This window comes from Flavobacterium reichenbachii, from assembly GCF_002217435.1.
Lineage (GTDB): Bacteria > Bacteroidota > Bacteroidia > Flavobacteriales > Flavobacteriaceae > Flavobacterium > Flavobacterium reichenbachii.
This window is the reverse complement of record NZ_MUHF01000021.1, coordinates 152,524-171,280: the sequence shown is the minus strand read 5'-3', so window position 1 is coordinate 171,280 and position 18,757 is coordinate 152,524. Positions and strand designations below refer to the sequence as shown.

The following is an 18,757-nucleotide window of genomic DNA, read 5'->3' as shown; positions in this document are numbered from 1 at the left end:
TTTTTTTATTCAACTTTAATATTTCTGTCTAGAAATAATGAAATTTCAGTTGCGATTTCGTGTGCTTCTTTTTCTTTTAATCTCTTTTTGATAATGTGATCATACGATGAATTAGGAAAAACATTTAGATAGACCATCCATCCCACATTATGTTTTCCGTTGGCGTAGGCAATATTTACAGATTGTAATTTGTATAACTTACAGTGAAATACATTATTAATAAACAAATCGTCATCTTTAATGTTGATTTTATGATACTTGTTTTTATTCCATTCAAAATAATCATAAAATACTAAATGTAAAATACAAAGCGTTGCAATAATTAGTGATCCCCAGATCTCTAACATTTGTTTTGGCGCTATTCGAGTTACAACAACAGCTAAAAAAGAAATTAATAATATTGATGGAATTGTCAATGATTTTTTATTGAAATAAAAAGAGATAATCATTTCGTTATTTCCATTTTGCAGGATTTCGTACTTTTTCATTTGTATAGAAACGTATTACAGATTTTTAATCCTCAAATCTTTTATTTTGGCTTTTCCGTTGGTCAGAAAACCAATTTTACCTTTTTGGCTTAGATTGTATTTCTCCAAAGAACATTCTATACTTACGCTGTCGTTTACAACAAACAAAAGCTTTTTGTTTAGAACTTGTATTTTTACTTTATGCCAGGTGTTACTTGAAAAGTTAAACGGTTTATTTAAAAGTGTTGGACCGCCACGCTTATTGTATTCGTCACTTTTTTTGTTGTAAATTCCTCTTCCTATAACAATATTCTGGTCGATGTTGTATAAGTAAGTTCTAATGTAATTTTGCTTATCAAAATTCAGCATGGTTTCAACAAGATTACCGCTCGAGAGGTTAATGCTGTATGTGATTTCATAATTTTCAGGAAGTTGTTTTTTTGAGGTTATAACAGCCCAATGTTCTGCAGAACCGCTTCCGCTAAAGGTTTGATTTTCTAATGACCATTCTTGTGGATCAAATTTCCAATCTGATTCTATTTGAGAGTTTTCTGTAAGATGATATTCTTTCTTAGAAGTCGAAATTGTGCCAGAACATGAAATTAACGTCAATCCTGTAAATGCTGCAACGATGTAAATAAATTTCATTTTTTAATTTAATTCAGAATGGTAATTTATTTTTCCGATTGATCCTGTTGGCGCCGGCACGAGTTCAAAAACCGAAGTAGGCGCAAGACCAGATTCTATTCTATGCGAAACATATAAAATAGTGACGTTTGTTTCTTGTTTGATCGTATTGATAAGCTGAATTACCAAATCTACATTTTCGTCGTCCAAACCTTCTACAGGCTCGTCTAAAATTAATAATGGCGGATGTTTTAAGACAGCACGCACAATTAACGCAATTCTCTGCTGGCCGACAGAAAGATCTATAAAACGTTTTTTTCTTAATGCGGCCATTCCGATTACTTCAAGCCACTGTGTTACAATTTGTTTCTGATGTGTGGTAGGCTCAATATACAATCCGATAGAATCAAAGAAACCCGAAAGGATCATTTGTTCTAGAGTATGGCTTTTCTGAAATAAATCGGTCATTGAAGTGGTGAAGATTCCGATTTGCTTTTTGATATCCCAAACGCTTTCTCCCGTGCCTTTTTTTCTTCCGAATAAAAATAAATTCTGTCCAAATCCTTTTGGATTATCACCCGTTATCAGTGATAAAATGGTACTTTTTCCAGAGCCGTTTGGACCGATTAGCTGCCAGAATTCCCCTTGTTTAATCGTCCAGGAAATGTTGTCTATAATTTTTCTTTCTTCATAAATTACCGATACATTTTCCATTTTTATTAATACACTTTCGTGAAAAGAATGCTCTTCTAAAGCTTTAGGGATTTCTGAAGTATTTAAAATTTTAAAATGGTTTTCGGTTTTTGAAATCGGCTGCAGTTCAAATGTGTCGTCTTTTATCTGTGCCTTATTAGGAACAAAATTAAGTACATCTGTAACACGGCTGACCAATTGTATAATGGAAATATCCTGAGTTAAATCTTTAAGCGATTCTGCTAAAATTACCCTCGAAGCCTGATCTAAATGATCAAAAGGATTATCAAAAATGATAAAATCTGGTTTTTGGCTGATGCAGTATTTTAAAAATTCTTTTTTGCGTTCGCCTGAAGAAAATGTTCGTAATTGGCGGTGCGATTCTGGCGAAGCTTCGACACTGTCGTATTGGTATTCTTTTTCTATGAATTTTTCGATTGCGATATCTGAGAATAAAATTCCTTTTAGGGTATTAAAAACGGCCAATTCTCCTTTTGCTTCGCCTGAAAGTATGTTGTCTATAAAGTTTTTCTTGTTTACCTGATTTGATAAAAGTATATCCCAATGCTGCATTATAAAATCTTAAAATAATTAATTTGTTTCTTTTGTTGCCATTTCGCGCTCATTTCGAGACCATTCGCTCCAGGAACCAACATAAAGTTTTGGAATTTCTATTCCGGCATGATCCATTGCTAATAAGGTGTGGCAGGCGGTAACGCCGGAGCCGCAATGTACAATTATATTTTGTGATGGAGTATCTCTTAAGATCGCAGTATATTTTTCGGCTAAAATAGATGATTCTTTAAAAAGACCGTTTTCCTCTAAATTTTCGCTAAAAGGAATATTTATTGCTCCCGGAATATGTCCGGCTATTAAATCCAAAGGTTCTGTAAGCCCGTCAAAACGATTTTTATCGCGAACATCAATTACAATGTTTTTATCATTTTTTCGCGCACTTTCAACTTCTTCAATGTCGGCTAAACCCAATTTCCAGTTTAAAATCGGATATTTTTCTGTTGTCTCAAAACTTTCGATTTGAGAACTTACCGGAAAATTAGCTTTTATGGCTTCCTGCAGACCTCCATTTAAAACCTGAACTTTTGTATGTTCAGCTGCTTTTAACATCCACCAAAATCGGGCTGCAGCATTTGAACCATTTTTATCGTCATAAATAACTACACGACTCGAACGTGAAATGCCAAGTTTAGAAAGTACTTCTGAAAATTTCGAGAAAGAAGGAAGCGGATGTCTTCCTCCGTCTGCCGGATTTTCTACAGCTGCCAAATCCAGATTCAAATCGACATAACGAGCACTTTTTAAATGTTCATTTTGATAGTTTTCGCGGGCATTTAATCCCGCTCTGGCATCAATCAATATAAGATCGGAAGAATGTAATTGAAGTAATTCTTCGGTATTTATAAGTGGTAAAAGTTTTTCTGGCATTTTTTGAAAGTTATATTTCTCAGGACAAAATTCTTTTTATTAATCTCAAACTTCAGGAAATGGCTTTTTACATTTAAAAATTAACCCGGAATCTTTTCGATCAGGATTTCGTTTTGTGATTTATCAAAATAAGTACAGGTCATTTCTAGAATATCAACACGCCATTTTGCAATACCGCATTGTGCACAATGATTGCAAAAAGTAATATAATCCGTTTCTCCGTGCTGATGTTTTACAAGAAACTCGATAAAAAGCTCTTTGTTGGGAAAATCGGCAACTTTAATTTCGTTGTATTTTTCATCTGCCGTAACACTGTAATTGTTTACTCCGTAATATTCAACATGCCCGTCGTGTACAAATGTGTCGTAACCTTTTACGCCCAGAATAATTAAGTCTTGTATGTAATTAGGAAAATCGGCGCCGGTTTTTACTTTAGCGTGTGCTTCTTTTATTTGATCTATTGTAAACATCTTGTTTGTTTTTTAAGGTTTTATTTATTGTTTCAAAAATTCAATTAATGGTTTTATAAAGTGATAAAAAGATTCAATATGCGGTAAATGTCCGGTATTAGGAATTTCTGCTAATTTTGAATTTGGAATTGCGCTTTGAGTTTTTTTGCCCAATGCTTCATAATTTCCCATTTTCTTTTTTACCTCATCAGATACTAACGGTTTGCCTAAAGCAGTTTTATCTCTGGTTCCAATAATTAAAAGTGTTGGACTTTTAATGTTTTTGAATTCGTATAAAACAGGCTGTGTAAAAATCATATCATAAAGCAAAGCTGAGTTCCAGGCCACTTTATTGTAATCTGCTGCGGAAGTCCATCCTGCGCCTAATTCTGCCCATTTTTGAAAATCTGCATTCCATTTTCCATCATAATAATTTTCCATTTGGTATTTCTTGATGGCTTCATAGTTTTGTTTTAATTCAGATTCGTACCACCATTCTACAGGTTTGTACGGAACGACTAATTTCCAGTCTTCTAAGCCAATCGGGTTTTCCAGAATTAATTTTTCTGTACTTTCAGGATACATTAACGCAAACCTTGAAGCGAGCATTCCGCCCATAGAATGTCCTAAAACGGCTGTTTTTTTAATTTCTAAATGATCTAAAAGTTTTTTGGTGTTCTCGGCAAGCTGTTGAAAAGTATATTGAAAATTATCCGGTTTTGATGATTTTCCAAAACCAATCTGATCGGGAACAATTACACGAAAACCTTCTTTTGTCAATGCTTTTATTGTATTTTCCCAATAGGCTCCATTAAAGTTTTTTCCGTGCAGTAAAATAATATTTTTATTGTTGTAGTTATCCGGCTTAATATCCATGTAAGCCATTTTAAGAGATTGACGCTGATTGTTCAATTCTAAAAAATTTACAGGAAAAGGATATTCATAATTGGTTAAATTAATATCTAGCTGCTTTATTTTTTCTTCTTGCGAAAGGCAAAAAAGCGGCAGTAAAAGTATTAGGAGTTTTATGATTTTCATTTTAAAGCAGTTTTAAGATTACGAATTATAAATTTACCGCTATGCATTTTTAAAACCAAAAAATACACTCTTAAACTTATCAGAAAAAAGCTATTGGGTTAAAATTAAGCCATTACAGCAACAATATTCAAAGTCATTTTATTACTGGTATATTCTCAGGTAAGAATTTAATTTTCGTTATTTCTTTAAGGTAATGACTCTTTGCGGGTAGGGAATATCAATTTCGGCATCGTCAAAACGTTTTTTTATACTTTGCAGCAGATCACAATACATAACAAAACCATCTGTAGAATTTTTTGCCCAGGCCCACGCTTTTAAGGTCACGCTGGAATCTGCAAGAGCAACAACTCTTGCGGTAACTACAGGGATATTTTCTGCTTTATTTTCTGGCGTTCGGATGTCTATAAAAAGGGGATGACTGGCAATTTCATCTTTCATTATTTCTAATGCTTTTTCGATATCAGATTCATATCCAATTCCAATTTCGATTATTTTACAGCATTTTGTATCATGCATATTGGTGTTTACAATAATCTGATTGCTTATAACGGAGTTTGGAATTATAATTCGGTTGTTCTCGGCATCTTTTAATACCACCTGACGGAGATTTATATCTTCAACGGTTCCAACAAAATTATTGATTGTAATCTTATCATTGATTTTAAAAGGCTTGAAAATAACCAAAAATATACCGCTCACAATATTACTCAATGCTTGCTGAGACGCTAAACCTGCAACTAAGGAAATTACTCCGGCTCCGGCCAAAAAAGAATGCCCGATGATTTTAAATTCTGGAATCTGGATTAATGCAAAAGCAAAACCTAAAATATAAATAACGGTAATAACCAAATGCTTTAAAAATTTAAATCCGGTTGCATCGTATTCTTTATCAGTTAATTTTCGGTACAAAAAATATTTAAGGACCTTTTCTGTTATTGCTCCCAAAATAATCGTAGTAATCACGATAATGGTAATGAAAATACCAATTCTAAAGTCTTTTAAATAATCAGTCATAATTTTCTAATGTTGAAAAAGCTAATTTACAGAATTTTTATTTTATTAGAATTAAAGAAGTAAACCTTTGTAAAGGTGAATTAAGGTATTGATAATTAGTAATGTAAGCAGGGTGCGACAGGATAGTGTCTTTTAAACTTATCATTAAATTCGGTTGTAACTAACTATAACCACATTTTTATGAAAAGAAATACATTTATGCATAAGCATATCCTTAAAATTTTGATGATTTCTGGAATATTTACCGTATTCAGCGATTTGAACGCCCAGACATTAGCATTTCCGGAAGCAGCTGGTTTTGGCAGATTTACTACAGGAGCAAGAGGTGCTGCAAATCCACAAATCTATTTAGTAACCAATTTAAATGACAGCGGTCCAGGATCATTTCGGGATGCAGTGAGCCAGCCGGGCCGGTTTGTGATTTTTAGAGTAGGAGGTATTGTTAATTTGCTAACTCAAGTTGTAGTGTCAGCAAATACGACAATTGCCGGACAAACAGCAACCGGAGAAGGTATTGTGTTTTTAGGTCCGAGAGTGACTTTTACAGGCGCATCAAATACAATAGCGCGATATCTTCGGATTCGTTACGGCGGAACAGCTCAAAATCAGGATGCATCGGGATTGGCAAATGGTACAGATATGATTTTTGATCATATGACTTTTACTTGGGGCACAGATGAGGTTTTTTCTATAAACTGGGATAATAAAGGATTAAGCCCTGATAATATTACGATTCAGAATTGTATAATCGGTCAGGGATTACACCGTCATAATCATTCAGCCGGGGGATTGATACAGCCTTCTGGCGGTAAAATTAGTTTGATTGGAAATTTATACATCTGTAATAAAACACGAAATAATAAAATTAAAGGAATTAATGAGTTTGTAAATAACGTGGTTTACAACTGGGGCAATTACGGGAACACTTACGGACATACAGAATCTGGCGATGCATATATTATGGGCGGGGATTCTGCAGGAAGTTCTGATGTTAATATCATCAACAATTATTTTATTGGCGGGCCAAATACCAGCAGTACCGTTTTGACACCTTTTAATAGAGGAAATGACAACTTCTCTTTGTATGGAGCAGGAAATTACTTTGATAATAATAAAGACGGAATCCTAAACGGAACATTGGTTCCAGCAGATTTAACAGGATATCCGACAGGAGATATTTCGACAATTTTGTCTGTGCCTTATGATTATCCGATGAAAAACACCACACTTTCTGCTCAGGATGCATACGATAAAATAGTCTTAAGTGCGGGAGCATCGTATCCAAGACGCGATCAGGTAGAAAACTTAATGATTTCCGATTTAGCTTCTAAGGGAACAACAGCATCGTATGTTTATGTACAAACCGATTTGACCAATAAATTTGGTTTTATTAATGGAGGTGCTGGTCATGTATATGGTGCGCCAGCTCCTTTAGATACAGACAATGACGGTATGCCGGATGTTTGGGAAGATGCCAATGGCTTGAATAAAAATCTGGCTGATGCATTGGCAGTAAGCTCCTCTCATTCTCCTTATCTGAATATCGAAGTATATATTAACGGACTCACAAATGAAACTCCTCCCGATTTTATTATTCCACCTTCAGACATAAGTTTTACAAATGTACTTTCTACGGAAGTTCCTGCGGTAAGTTCTTTAACTGTTAACTGGGGAGATAATGCTGTAAACGAAGATAGTTATGTGGTGGAACGTTCTCTTAACGGAACAGATTTTACTATACTCAGTACATTGGGAGCTAATGTAACGAGTTATAATGATTCGGGATTAAGTCCCAATACTCTTTATTATTATCGTGTTAAAGCAGCAAACAGCACAGGATCTTCTGTTTATAATTCTACAGCTTCATTGACAACGCCTCCAATTCCGTCGGCTCCTTCTAAAACTTCCAATCCAACTCCTGTTACAGGATCTGCAAATGTAGAACTGGTAAATGGTAATTTAACGCTAAAATGGACAGGCAGCAGTAATACGCTAATCTATTCTGTTTATTTTAGCACAGATCCTTTGCACTTAAATAAATTGGCAGATGCGGCTTACGTTTTGGCTCCATCGTACCAGCTTACAGGATTGAGCTCTGCTATTAATTATTATTGGAGAATTGATGCTTCTAATGCAAAAGGAACTGCAACCGGCGATGTATGGAGCTTTCGTGCAATAAAACCAGAGATTGCAGGATATTGGCCTTTTAAGGAATCGGCTCTTCAGGGTGAGCAGATTACCGATATTTCTAATTATGGAAATAACGGAATTCTGGATACTGCGTTTGATAATGTAAATGTGAGAGTAGCTGGAAAAGCAAACAAAGCCATAGATTTTACAACTTCACCAAATAATAAACCAATGGTCAGTATTCCGAATCAGGATCATTTATTATTTGACAAAAATTCTTTTACCGTATCATTTTGGATGAAGGCTGCGCCAGGTTTATTGCCAGCTTCGGCTGCAGTTAGCATTTATGTTTTGTGTAAAGGATCGTTTACAAAAAATAACGCAACAGGTGCAACAGGAAAAAGATACAATATCGAAATCAAAGGCGGTCTTTTGCGATTTGCAATAGATGATGATGTGACTAAAAAAGAAGTCACAACTGCGGCTGCCAAATACTTTGTAGACGATTGGGTAAATGTGGTTGTTATGCGAGATTTTATAGCGCACAAAATCAGAATTTATACTAACGGAGCTCTTTCTGCGGAACTTGATGAAACGGCAGTCACAGGAATTTCTGAACCTACAGATTTAATAATTGGTAATATTGGCGAAATTGAACTGGCATCTGGAACTGCTCCTGCGCCTTATAAAGGACAATTTGATGAATTGCAACTGTTTAATTATCCTTTGAACGCTGCAGAAGTTACAGCACTTTATACACAGGATTTTTTGAGTACGGATAAATTCAGTCAAAACAACACTGGTAAAGTGTATCCTAATCCTGTAAAAGAACAGATTTTTATTACTATACCCAATCACACGTTTTCTGCAGCAACGGCTAGTCTTATTGATATTACAGGTAAAATCATCCTTACCGAAAAAATTGCATCAGACGAAAATGGACTTTTTGTGATGCATCTTGCCAATCATAAAATAGCCGGGATTTATATTTTGAATATTTCCGGCGATAATTTCAACAGCAATTTTAAAGTTATAGCAGAGTAAACAAATAAAAAATCCAAAAACATATATAGAATTATGTTTTTGGATTTTTTTATAGTTTCAGGATGAAAGATATAGTTTAAAGCCCGACAAAATCATCACTTTTAGGAAATATACTCAACGCTTCAATTGCAATTTCTGGAGTTGGAGAAGCGAGTTTTCGCAATTTGGTATCCATCCAGGCACCGTCAACAGTAATTACGGCACACAGTGTATCGTCTTCTTTTCTAAATTCGTGAATGATTGACCAGCGCGATGCATCGGCTTTCATTTTTGAAGTTTTGGTGTGAATGAATATTTTATCCGATAGTTTTAGTTCTTTTCTAAAAACACATTCTTCTCTAAACAATACAGGTCCAAAACTTTGTGTCTGCATTACTTTTAATGTTAAACCCAATTGTTCTAATATTTCGATACGATGCTGCGCGCCAAAATCGTAATAAGCACTGTGACGAACATGAAAATTGGGGTCTAGATCTGACCAGCGAAAAGAGAGTTCTTTTATAAATGATGCCATTTTATTATTGTATTTTATTTGAAACCAAAATTACGAATAAAATACACCTGATTTTTGAATATATTTAGATTCTTAATCTGGAGGATATTTCCTGATGTTCTGAAAGTTTAAGTAAAAAGTCTGTAATTATGTGGGTTTCATTTGTTGTAAAGCTCGGAGTAAAGTATTGTACATAAGGCAGTAATTCTTCTAAACTCACGATTTTTATAAATTGAAATTACTCTCTTGGGACATTGTTAGTAAAAACAACAATATTCTTAATGGGGATCTTTCTATTACCCCAATGTTGTCTGGCAAAATTCCAACTTGATTTACTGGTTTTATCTGCTAATATTCTAAACAAAGCAAAATTAGTTCTAAGAATTTGCTGAACGGGAGATCGTAAATTTGTATTATTTATTGAATGAGTACTCCAGTTTTTTGTTTCAATTAGGAAAATGCCCGAAGGAGAAATTAATAAATGGTCAATTTGAATTGATTTTATATAATCACCATTATGATTTAAGGGTTTTTCAAAAGTATAGCAAAAATCATTTATCAAGGTATAATTTTCTGGCAGCTTTTTTAGTAAGTCTTCTACTTTTTGCTCGCCAATAGCACCATAGATTGTATTATTTAAGTTTTCGATAGTTTCTTTTTTTATTTCAAATTTCTTTAAATCTTTAAAACTGCTTTTGTATACAGCATTTTGGAAATTTGTAGAAATATATTTTAATCGTTTTTTCTTTTTTGAAAGTAATTTTTTTGCCTGAAATTTGAATAAAGTAATTCTGAATGAAGATATAATTTGTAAGAACCAAAATCTTAAACAAATTAAAAGGTTCGTCCAATATTCCTTTATAGTCGGAATAATTTTAGAATTGGTTTCTGGCAGATTTTCAATTTGGAGGTTTAGCTGATCAAGATTTTCCCTTAATTTTTTTCTTAACTCGGCTATTCTTTTCTGAATCAATATATCTAATTCAGAAATCTCATTTTCTAGAAATATTTTTTCTTCTTGTATAATTAGATTATGATCTGAGATAATTTTTTGTTCGTTGTTATCGTAATTCTTCTTAAAAGAAATCAATTCATCTAAAGAATTAAAATCGTCAATATCATTTTTGACTAATTTGAATTGTATAGTATTCAGACATCCAATTGTATTATAAACTCTACACATAATCTTTTTCGATTTGTTATCATAAGATATGATTAATAGATTGGTTTATAGTATCATTTTTGATAATTCAAGCTCAAGTTTATCAAAATTCTCTTCATTTTTATCGACCACATAAGGCTTTAGTTTACGGCATTCTTCTTCTGTTTCAAAAAGCATCTTGAATACGACCTTTATCTGGTTTTCGGCAACGGTTTCAAATGTTGTGAGAATTTGGAAAAGTGGTTTCGAATGGCGTTTCCATGCAATAAGATTCGGCTTGTCTATTTTTATAAATTCGCATTCATTGGCATAATTTCCAACTTCCGGGCCATGCATAATAAAACTCCATTTACCGCCTTCGCAGAAGTTAAACTCAGTAAAGGTATTGGTAAAACCTTTTGGTCCCCACCAATTTTTTAAATGCTCGGGAGTGCTCCATGCTTTAAAAACAAGTTCTTGGGAGAAATTAAGAATTCGAGTTGTAACAATCTCTGATTCTGGTGTTGTTAAAAGAATATCTGAACTCATTTCTGAAAAATTTAAATTAAACAAAAATACAGAATGATAAAGTTAAGTTTATTTTTCTAACCATTTCAGCGGTATGGTTTTATCTTTGTTTTTTAAGTTTATTGATTCTATTTCTCCATTTTTATTTACAACACACTCCATCGTAACGGGAAGTTTTTTTTGACCTGATAATTCTTCAAAAACGGTATAAATATTATTTTCATCGAGTTCAATAAAAGTGCGTTCTGTGTGCTCTTTATGTAAAAACGTAAGCATTATTTCGGAAGGAACTGCTTGTGAAGTATTTTCTTTTTGAGAAAGACTATCGTTTATTAATACAAACTCTTCACCATTAAAAAGGTTAATATCAATGTCTGAATTTTCTAATTTGGATTGAAGTTTACATCGAAATCTCCAATTAAACTTTTGTCTGTATTTTTCTCTCCAGATTCCATAAGGAATCGTATCGGTTTTTGAGTTTAGATATTTAGCCCACTTAGATTGATTGTATGACAGTGCATTTCTAAGTTTATCCCGGCATTCTTTTCTTTGAAACTCAGATATTTTTAAGCTGTCGATTTTTTTAGCTTTATAAAAGCCTGTTTCAACAGAATTTTTCCAATTTGTGCGTGCCCATAACGCGACATCTCCTCCGGGAGCTACTCCTGCTACAATATAATCAAAAGTATTGCTGAAGACTCTGTCATGTCTTTTTGATAAAAATCCGTTGCGGAATAGTGTTGTTATTTTTTCTTTGTCTATTGGAGTATCTAATTTATAATATGCTTTTTCTACTATAGAATACCACAATAGATGTAAGCTGTCGGGCATAACTCTTTTTCTTTCAAATTCGCTCACTAAGTTATGTTCTTCAATGTTCCAGTTCAAATCGTATATCTTATTTTCTAAGCTATAATAAGAGTCGTTGCTATGTGTTAGGCTTACACTAAAATGACCATTCAAAATAATAATAGGATAACCTTTTGGACAAGTGATTCCTTCTTCCCATTCGTATTTTTCAGCACTGCGCCAATTTATGTCATTTTTTAAGTTATTTCTGGATTCTGTAGTTGCATTTAGTATAAGTATAATATTAAGTATAAAGACAATACTGAGATAAATCCAGAAAACAGCATTGTTTTCGGCTGTTTTTTTTAATTTCTTTCTTGAAATAAAATCAAGTAATACCAGCAGCGGAAAATGAATTATAAATTGAAAAAGTAATATACCAAATCCTAAAAGGTTACCAATCCAGCTGTAGAGACCACCCGTTATAAATTCTACATCGCCTAAACTTATGAAAAACAAAATACTGAGTACCGAAATAAATATAGAAAATAAGAATGCTTTTTTTAGACGCTGTGATTTCATTTTTTATTTTTTAAGCTAAGCAGATTTATTTTTATCACTTAATTTTTTTACAATCCAGGGCAGTGTAAGTCCTTGCCCGATAAGTGTTAGAAGAACAACGGCAACAGAAATAAAAATAATGGCACTTCTTTCCGGAAAAGGAGTGCCGTCTTCAAGAAATTTAGGAAGACCAATAGCAATAGCCAGAGAAACAATACCTCTCATTCCGGACCAGCTTAAAATAATGCTGTTATTGAAATCCAGAAGTGCATGTTCGCTCACTTTTCTTTTTCCTTTACCATTTTGAAAAGCTTTTTGAAGATTAATTTTTTGAAGAAAAATCCTTGCCATCCTAATCAATAAAGCCACGATTGTTATAATGAACGCATAACCAATGTAAGGCAGAATAAGATTGTTGTCAATATATTTTAGAATATACCTGAAATTAAGACCTATTAGAATGAAAATCAACCCGTTTAAAAGAAAAATAATAAGATCCCAAAGACCTTTAGAATTGTTTTTTAAACTTTCTGGAAATATCTTATTGCTAAATCTAGCAATTCCTATTCCTAAAACTACAACAGCTATTACACCTGAAACATGGAGATGCTCTGCTGTAAGATAAGCTACAAACGGCATTAAAAGCATAAAACTAATTGTGACATTGGTGTTTTTATGAACTTTGGTCAGTATAAAAGCCAGAATTTTTGCAAGTATAAACCCAACCAAAAAACCGCCTGCAAGTAATACGATAAAGTCAAGCGCAGCTTTCCATAATACAAATGCAGAACCCATAACAGCCGCAACAGCAAATCGGTATGCAACCAATGCCGAAGCATCATTAATAAGACTTTCGCCTTCTAAAATAGTGATCGTTTTATGCGATATTTTTAAACCTTTTGTAATGCTTATTGCAGCAACGGCATCTGTGGCAGAAAGAATTGCTCCGAGAACAAAAGCCAAAGGCCAGGTCATTTCGGGAATCATGAAATAAGCCGCAACTGCAATACCGATTGTAGTCATAAAGACCAAAGAAACAGCCAATGTGCCAATTGTGTTGAGGTTAATTTTAAAATCTTTTGGCGAAATATTAAAAGAAGCATCATATAATAATGGCGGAAGGAAGATCAGGAAAATAATTTCAGGATTAATTTCAATTTCATTCATGGTTGGAATAAAACCAATAGCGGTACCAACAATAACGAGAAGAATAGGATAGGGAAGTTTAGATTTGTCAGCAAATGCAGAGAGGCCAATAACAATTGCCAATATAAAAATAATGATGCTGTAGTTTTCCATTTTTTAAATTTTGAAAAGTGCTAATATAACTAATTGATTCTTTGATTTCTTTTTGCCTGGCAAATTTGCTCAAAAGTTCGATTATGTTTGTCAAAAATTACTTTTTCTCTGTCATAATTATTATTTGGTTTCCAATATTGTTCTGTTTTTATGGTGTTATTTTTAAAGGTTGTTTTAGAACTTATCAAAGTTCCTTTTCTATGATCTTGGTCTAAATCTATTGGATTGGTATTCGATAAATGGTTACTCAACATCTTCGGGATTTCGTAAAAATTCCTGCAGTCATCTTCTATTTCAATCTCTGTTTTATTTTTCATCACAAAAGGAAAAATTTTATTCAGCCAAAATCGTTTTTCAGCCATTGTTACAGCAGCAGGCTGTGTTAAATAGAAAAGAAATTTAGCATTGTCGTCAGATTGATAGTTTGTATACGTTACCGCTTCTATGGTTTTCCAATTAATGAATAAAGTTGTATCAAAAAGAGGAAGATTATACCATATTCCATCATCGTCAAATAATACATTTTTTCTTCTCTCTTCTTGTTTTTTCATGGTTTTTTCAGAAACACTAAATCCAGATGTAAAACCATAAAACAGGAAAGCAGGAAATAAAGTAAAAAGCCCGGAAAAAACATAGGGACCTATAATTCTAACATTTTGTTTAATCATAAAAATTGTAATGCCTACACCAACACTCATAAAAAGCAGTAAGATTAATTTAATAAGGATAAAAGGGTTTATTTTCATATTTATTTCTTTGTATTTAAAGTCGCTCCTAAAACGAAAGATAAGAATGTTTTAAAGTGTTATTTTGAGTGCAGATTAATATTGATTTAACCCATTGAATGAAATTAAAAAAATAGACTTTAACACATAGAAACATAATCTAAGATCCCTAAAATTTGGGCTTGTGTCGAAAAAGATTTAGGTTTTTACAGATTCTACCTTCAGCATTCTTTGTTGTTTTAATTCAGTTTACTGTCAAAAGCTCTAAAATCATTGATTGTGGGCAGTTGCTTTACGATGATTTTTTTGGTTATCTTTTTTACAATTTTTTCTGAACCCAGTGCTTTTGTTATCTCAGTTCTTTCTCCTGTCAATAAATTGAAATTTGTTTCAGTCGTTAGATTTTTCCCATCCCAAACGACGTTTGATATTTTTTGTAATTCAAAATATCCATTTTTAAATTTGAAGGTATGCAAAAAGTGATTCCTATTGATTTCAGAACCCTTAATTTCAGAACTCATGATTAAAGAGCCATTTTCAATAGTAAAATCGGGTATTTGATTTCCGCCATATTTCCCATTTGGGTATTGAGGCTCCATTAAATTTTTTGTAGATACGTTCAATTTGTATTTTCCATTGGGCTGTAAAAAATATATTTCTAATTTTAAAGGTTGAGTTTCATTTATCGTATCCATTTTTACCAAAACTTTATCAGTTAATCCGTCATTGTTCAAATCGCCTTCTACTTCTCTAATTATAATATTAAAATGATCTTTTACCTTTTGAGCTTGAGAATACAGATTGATTTGAATGAAAACAAAAAATAGTAACGATAGCTTTTTCATTTTTTTTATTTAAGTTTTTTGTGTTTTGATACTATTTTACAGCTTTATTTCGGTTTTCTTATACTGTCAACTATTGGTATTTTATCGCTCGTAAATTCAGACCGTGGTCCAGACAATGCTTTATCTTTATAACTCTCATATTTTAAAGAATAATACTTCTTTCCATTAGTTGATGTCAAGCCATTAAGATAAATGTTTTCGCCGGAATAGGAGCTTGCTGGCAGTTGATAACGTGTGTTTCGTTTACTATACTTGAATTTGTATGCTGTCAATGTTGAGATAAAATTTTTATAAGTAAATTCAGATGGCAAAAAATAAAGTATACTCAAATATTCTCCACCTTCTCCATCTTCTGTAAATGTTAGCTCGATTATTTCTTTTGTATTGGGGTTATTAAACTTAAATTTCTTTTGGTTTGCTGCAATTGTATCACTCAGCAATTTAAAACCTTTTGATAATAATTGTTCGTGTTCGGTAGGTTTATCATAATTAAATGCTTTCCTAAAGTCAGACACTTTTAATGTTTGTCCAAAAGAGGTGTTTACAAAAAGTAGTACTACTAAAATATGGAGCTTATATTTAATTATTTTCATTTCTTATGTCTTTAGGATTGCAGAAAATGTTAATAAAGTTTAATAGAAACCTGTGTGCTGAAATTTTAGAATTGGTTTTCGGGATGTTCCCTTTTTTTGTTTACCCAGTTATTAAACTTATTTTGCGATTTTTACATTTAAATTCAGCTCTTTTATTTTTGCTTTGATAATGGTATCTGTTGTCTTTTCTTCTCCATTTTGAAAATATCTCAAAACGCCAAAATAGTTGATCGTGTCATTCTTGCAAAATGCAATATCAAATTCTGCAATTTTGTATTCATAATAATGCTCAAGAAGCTCACTGCTAAATCCTCCAGGATCTTCTTTGTTTTGAATAAAATGTTCCGTTCCAGCTTCTCCAAAAGGATTTGTTCCCCAGCCTTTATAGTATCTGTAAAAACTTAAAGAATAATATAAATCAGTTCTTGAAGGAGATTCAGAACTATATTGATATTTCTCCTTGTATTTATTTTCTTTGCCAATAAATTCGGCGTTCATTTTTTGAACAACCATTTTTTTGATTATTGTATTCAATGAATCTCGGTTATTTATTGGGTCTTTGATAAGATACAATTTTGGGTAAACCTTTGATTGAATGAATTCCATTTTTGTAAAAAATATTGAATCAATAATGTTAACCAAAATCAATATTCCTATAATCCCAAAAGTCCATTGTATTCTTTTTCTCTTTTTACTTATCCATTTGATTAATAGATATAAAAGATAAAAGAATAGAGCTAAGAATAATAAACTAAGAATTAGCATAATTGCTATTTATGTTTTTATATTGATGTTTGTTAGTTTTTTCAATCAACTTTAATCGGCATAGATTTCTACACTTTTCATTTTTTCAAAATTAAGCGTTCTGTCTTTTGAATGTAATTGAATTGTTACTTGATTTAAATTTGAGTTTATATTCAATACAATATCAATTAATTCATTAGAATTGTTTGGTGCCAATTTTTCAAAATGACTGAATATTTCATCTTCATCAAACTCTAAATGTACCTCATATCTTTTTTTATTTTTTATAAATTTATAAGACAAATAATAAGGCAAAACTTCTTTTTGGTATTTCATTTTAGCGATCTCTTCATTAAACAATTCATACCTTTCTCCATTAAAAAAGCGAAAACCCATTTCAGATTTTGTCTGACCTACAGAATTTATTGCTGCTTTCCAATTGTATTTTTTTCGATACTTATTAGTCCAAATACCAATAGGAATTGGTTTGCCGTTATTGACTATTTGTCTATATTGAATATTATTCTTGCAGGTACAAGTATCACTCAAAACTTTTTTTATTTCATCCTTTTCAACTATAGTATAAACGTCTTTGTCTTTTTCATCTATTAAGTCGGCTTTAAAAACTTCTAATTCTTTAGTATTATAGGGGCCCGAAATCCACAGCACAACATCGCCGCCAGGAGCTATTCCTACAATCAATTCCTGATAATTAGTAGATGATATTTTATCTAAATTTCCACTGCGATCCACTTTGTATCCTTTTTTGAAATATTGTGATATTTGAGTTTTGTTTAATTTTGTACTTAATGTATAATATTTGTTTTCCAAAAATGAATACCAAAAAAGTTCTAAACGATCAGGTAATACAATATCCGCAGCATCAGATGATTTGAAAGTAGTATCTCCATTTCCCCATGTTTCGGAATAAACTTTATTAGTTTCTAAAAGAGTAGCCGGAGTGTTTTGCCCTTCTATAGCGATAGTAAATTCACTTCTTGAAAGCAATTTTATAGGATAACCTTCTGGTGTAGAAATTCCTTGTTGATAATCGTATTTTTCAGTACTAATAAAAATCTGTTCTTTATTAAATTTACGTCTTCCTTCAGCAGCTGTATCCGTATCCCAATTCAGGATAAAGCAGGTCACAATTAATATTCCTGAAGTAATAGCAATTGCCAATTGATCTTTTTTTGAAATAAAAGCAACAATAAACAATATAATAGTCTGCGGAATAATTGCTGCCAGAATTTTAAGAGCAGTAATAGCTTCCCCAGGTATGTATGAACTGTGTTCAATAATTTGAAATTGTAATGAAAATAAAAAAAGAATTGTATTAATTATTCCGATTCCTATAGAGAGAAGAAAAATTTTAAAATAGTATTTCATAGTTTGTTTACTTTATTACGTTTTTTATTTTTTTACGAATAAAAGTTTAGGCACAAAATTTTATCGGAATTATTGTAAAACAAAATGGTGTCATTTCCGTCTGTAAAAAACTCGAAACCTACTATTTTTCCAATTAAATCAAATGTTTCAATGTTTTCAAATTTTGGTTTGTCATAATGATTTAATGTTTCTTTCAGCTCATTAGAAGTTTCGTCGTATATTATAGGGCTTTCCTTGTTAGAATTGGACCAGCCATCAATTATCTTTCTAAATGCACCAAACTCATTTTTATATTTAAAATTTAATCTATTAATAGAGAATTCGTAAAACGTTTGTAAATAATAATCTGCATCAAATTCATCATCAGTTTTTAGGTTGAGATTCTGCTTTTGTTTTTTAATATAATCATCTGTTTTGGTTTTCTTTTCTAAATAACTTTTTCCGTTATTATCCATGTCTTTTTGTAATTCATCAAATATATTTTTTGCTTGTTCAAACCCTTTGTAAAGCTGTATGTTTCCATTAAATCTATATTTGTTTTCTTGAATATCAAACAAAGCATAGTTAAAAGTATTTTGTTCAGTTTGATGATTTTCGTCTATCCAAAGCCCATTTGAAGAGATGAAATGAAATATTTTATTTGGATATTTTTCTAATGTTAAACTACATAAAGGAAAAAATATTCCTTTCAGCGTTTCGTCTGCAAAAACGTCATTAAATTCTGGATATAGTTTTATTGTCATTG

20 protein-coding genes are annotated in these 18,757 nt (G+C 32.1%); 1 reads left to right on the top strand and 19 read right to left on the bottom strand.

Features of this window, described 5'->3' with window-relative positions:
- Nucleotides 1-5: 5 nt before the first annotated feature.
- The 7 genes from B0A68_RS17945 to B0A68_RS17915 all read right to left on the bottom strand — a co-directional run bounded on the left by B0A68_RS17945 (nt 6) and on the right by B0A68_RS17915 (nt 5,731).
- Nucleotides 6-488 (bottom strand): hypothetical protein, encoded by a 483-nt coding sequence (locus B0A68_RS17945; RefSeq protein ID WP_035683492.1) that lies wholly within the window; start codon nt 486-488, stop codon nt 6-8.
- 15 nt (nt 489-503) lie between these two features.
- Nucleotides 504-1,115, bottom strand: a complete 612-nt coding sequence (locus tag B0A68_RS17940) for a hypothetical protein (protein WP_035683490.1) — start codon at nt 1,113-1,115, stop codon at nt 504-506.
- Between the two features lie 3 nt (nt 1,116-1,118).
- Nucleotides 1,119-2,360, bottom strand: a complete 1,242-nt coding sequence (locus tag B0A68_RS17935; RefSeq protein ID WP_035683489.1) for an ATP-binding cassette domain-containing protein — start codon at nt 2,358-2,360, stop codon at nt 1,119-1,121.
- Nucleotides 2,361-2,378: 18 nt separating this feature from the next.
- The gene (locus B0A68_RS17930; protein WP_035683488.1) at nt 2,379-3,230 is read right to left on the bottom strand and encodes a sulfurtransferase; all 852 of its coding nucleotides are present in this window, start codon (nt 3,228-3,230) and stop codon (nt 2,379-2,381) included.
- 80 nt (nt 3,231-3,310) lie between these two features.
- Entirely contained in the window at nt 3,311-3,700 is a 390-nt protein-coding gene (locus B0A68_RS17925; RefSeq protein WP_035683487.1) for a DUF1398 domain-containing protein, read from the bottom strand.
- A 24-nt stretch (nt 3,701-3,724) separates the two neighbouring features.
- Nucleotides 3,725-4,717, bottom strand: a complete 993-nt coding sequence (locus tag B0A68_RS17920; RefSeq protein WP_035683486.1) for an alpha/beta fold hydrolase — start codon at nt 4,715-4,717, stop codon at nt 3,725-3,727.
- A 177-nt stretch (nt 4,718-4,894) separates the two neighbouring features.
- Nucleotides 4,895-5,731: a mechanosensitive ion channel family protein gene (locus B0A68_RS17915; protein ID WP_035683485.1), complete on the bottom strand. Its 837-nt coding sequence runs from the start codon at nt 5,729-5,731 to the stop codon at nt 4,895-4,897.
- A 180-nt stretch (nt 5,732-5,911) separates the two neighbouring features.
- Between B0A68_RS17915 and B0A68_RS17910 the strand changes: the two genes are divergently transcribed.
- Nucleotides 5,912-8,905, top strand: a complete 2,994-nt coding sequence (locus tag B0A68_RS17910; protein WP_035683483.1) for a LamG-like jellyroll fold domain-containing protein — start codon at nt 5,912-5,914, stop codon at nt 8,903-8,905.
- Between the two features lie 76 nt (nt 8,906-8,981).
- Here B0A68_RS17910 and B0A68_RS17905 read toward each other — a convergent pair whose 3' ends face one another.
- The 12 genes from B0A68_RS17905 to B0A68_RS17855 form a co-directional block, all read right to left on the bottom strand.
- Complete coding sequence (locus tag B0A68_RS17905; protein ID WP_035683481.1) at nt 8,982-9,419, bottom strand: acyl-CoA thioesterase; 438 nt, start codon at nt 9,417-9,419, stop codon at nt 8,982-8,984.
- 64 nt (nt 9,420-9,483) lie between these two features.
- A complete protein-coding gene (locus B0A68_RS24785) occupies nt 9,484-9,618 on the bottom strand; it encodes a hypothetical protein (protein ID WP_262486744.1) in 135 nt (44 codons plus the stop codon).
- 18 nt (nt 9,619-9,636) lie between these two features.
- On the bottom strand, nt 9,637-10,581 hold the full coding sequence (locus B0A68_RS17900) for a nuclease-related domain-containing protein (protein WP_035683479.1): 945 nt from the start codon (nt 10,579-10,581) through the stop codon (nt 9,637-9,639).
- Nucleotides 10,582-10,626: 45 nt separating this feature from the next.
- Entirely contained in the window at nt 10,627-11,088 is a 462-nt protein-coding gene (locus B0A68_RS17895; protein ID WP_035683477.1) for an SRPBCC domain-containing protein, read from the bottom strand.
- A gap of 48 nt (nt 11,089-11,136) precedes the next feature.
- Nucleotides 11,137-12,438: a DUF2931 family protein gene (locus B0A68_RS17890; RefSeq protein ID WP_035683475.1), complete on the bottom strand. Its 1,302-nt coding sequence runs from the start codon at nt 12,436-12,438 to the stop codon at nt 11,137-11,139.
- A 15-nt stretch (nt 12,439-12,453) separates the two neighbouring features.
- Nucleotides 12,454-13,716 (bottom strand): Na+/H+ antiporter, encoded by a 1,263-nt coding sequence (locus tag B0A68_RS17885; RefSeq protein WP_035683473.1) that lies wholly within the window; start codon nt 13,714-13,716, stop codon nt 12,454-12,456.
- 29 nt (nt 13,717-13,745) lie between these two features.
- Nucleotides 13,746-14,462 (bottom strand): hypothetical protein, encoded by a 717-nt coding sequence (locus tag B0A68_RS17880; RefSeq protein WP_035683471.1) that lies wholly within the window; start codon nt 14,460-14,462, stop codon nt 13,746-13,748.
- 218 nt (nt 14,463-14,680) lie between these two features.
- Nucleotides 14,681-15,286, bottom strand: a complete 606-nt coding sequence (locus B0A68_RS17875) for a hypothetical protein (RefSeq protein WP_035683469.1) — start codon at nt 15,284-15,286, stop codon at nt 14,681-14,683.
- Nucleotides 15,287-15,330: 44 nt separating this feature from the next.
- Entirely contained in the window at nt 15,331-15,879 is a 549-nt protein-coding gene (locus B0A68_RS17870; RefSeq protein WP_035683467.1) for a hypothetical protein, read from the bottom strand.
- A gap of 117 nt (nt 15,880-15,996) precedes the next feature.
- On the bottom strand, nt 15,997-16,377 hold the full coding sequence (locus B0A68_RS17865; RefSeq protein WP_123947522.1) for a hypothetical protein: 381 nt from the start codon (nt 16,375-16,377) through the stop codon (nt 15,997-15,999).
- Nucleotides 16,378-16,695: 318 nt separating this feature from the next.
- Nucleotides 16,696-18,012 carry a DUF2931 family protein gene (locus tag B0A68_RS17860; protein WP_035683463.1) on the bottom strand — a complete coding sequence of 439 codons (1,317 nt, stop codon included), beginning with the start codon at nt 18,010-18,012 and terminating at the stop codon, nt 16,696-16,698.
- Nucleotides 18,013-18,044: 32 nt separating this feature from the next.
- Nucleotides 18,045-18,755 (bottom strand): hypothetical protein, encoded by a 711-nt coding sequence (locus tag B0A68_RS17855; protein WP_035683460.1) that lies wholly within the window; start codon nt 18,753-18,755, stop codon nt 18,045-18,047.
- Nucleotides 18,756-18,757 lie beyond the last annotated feature (2 nt).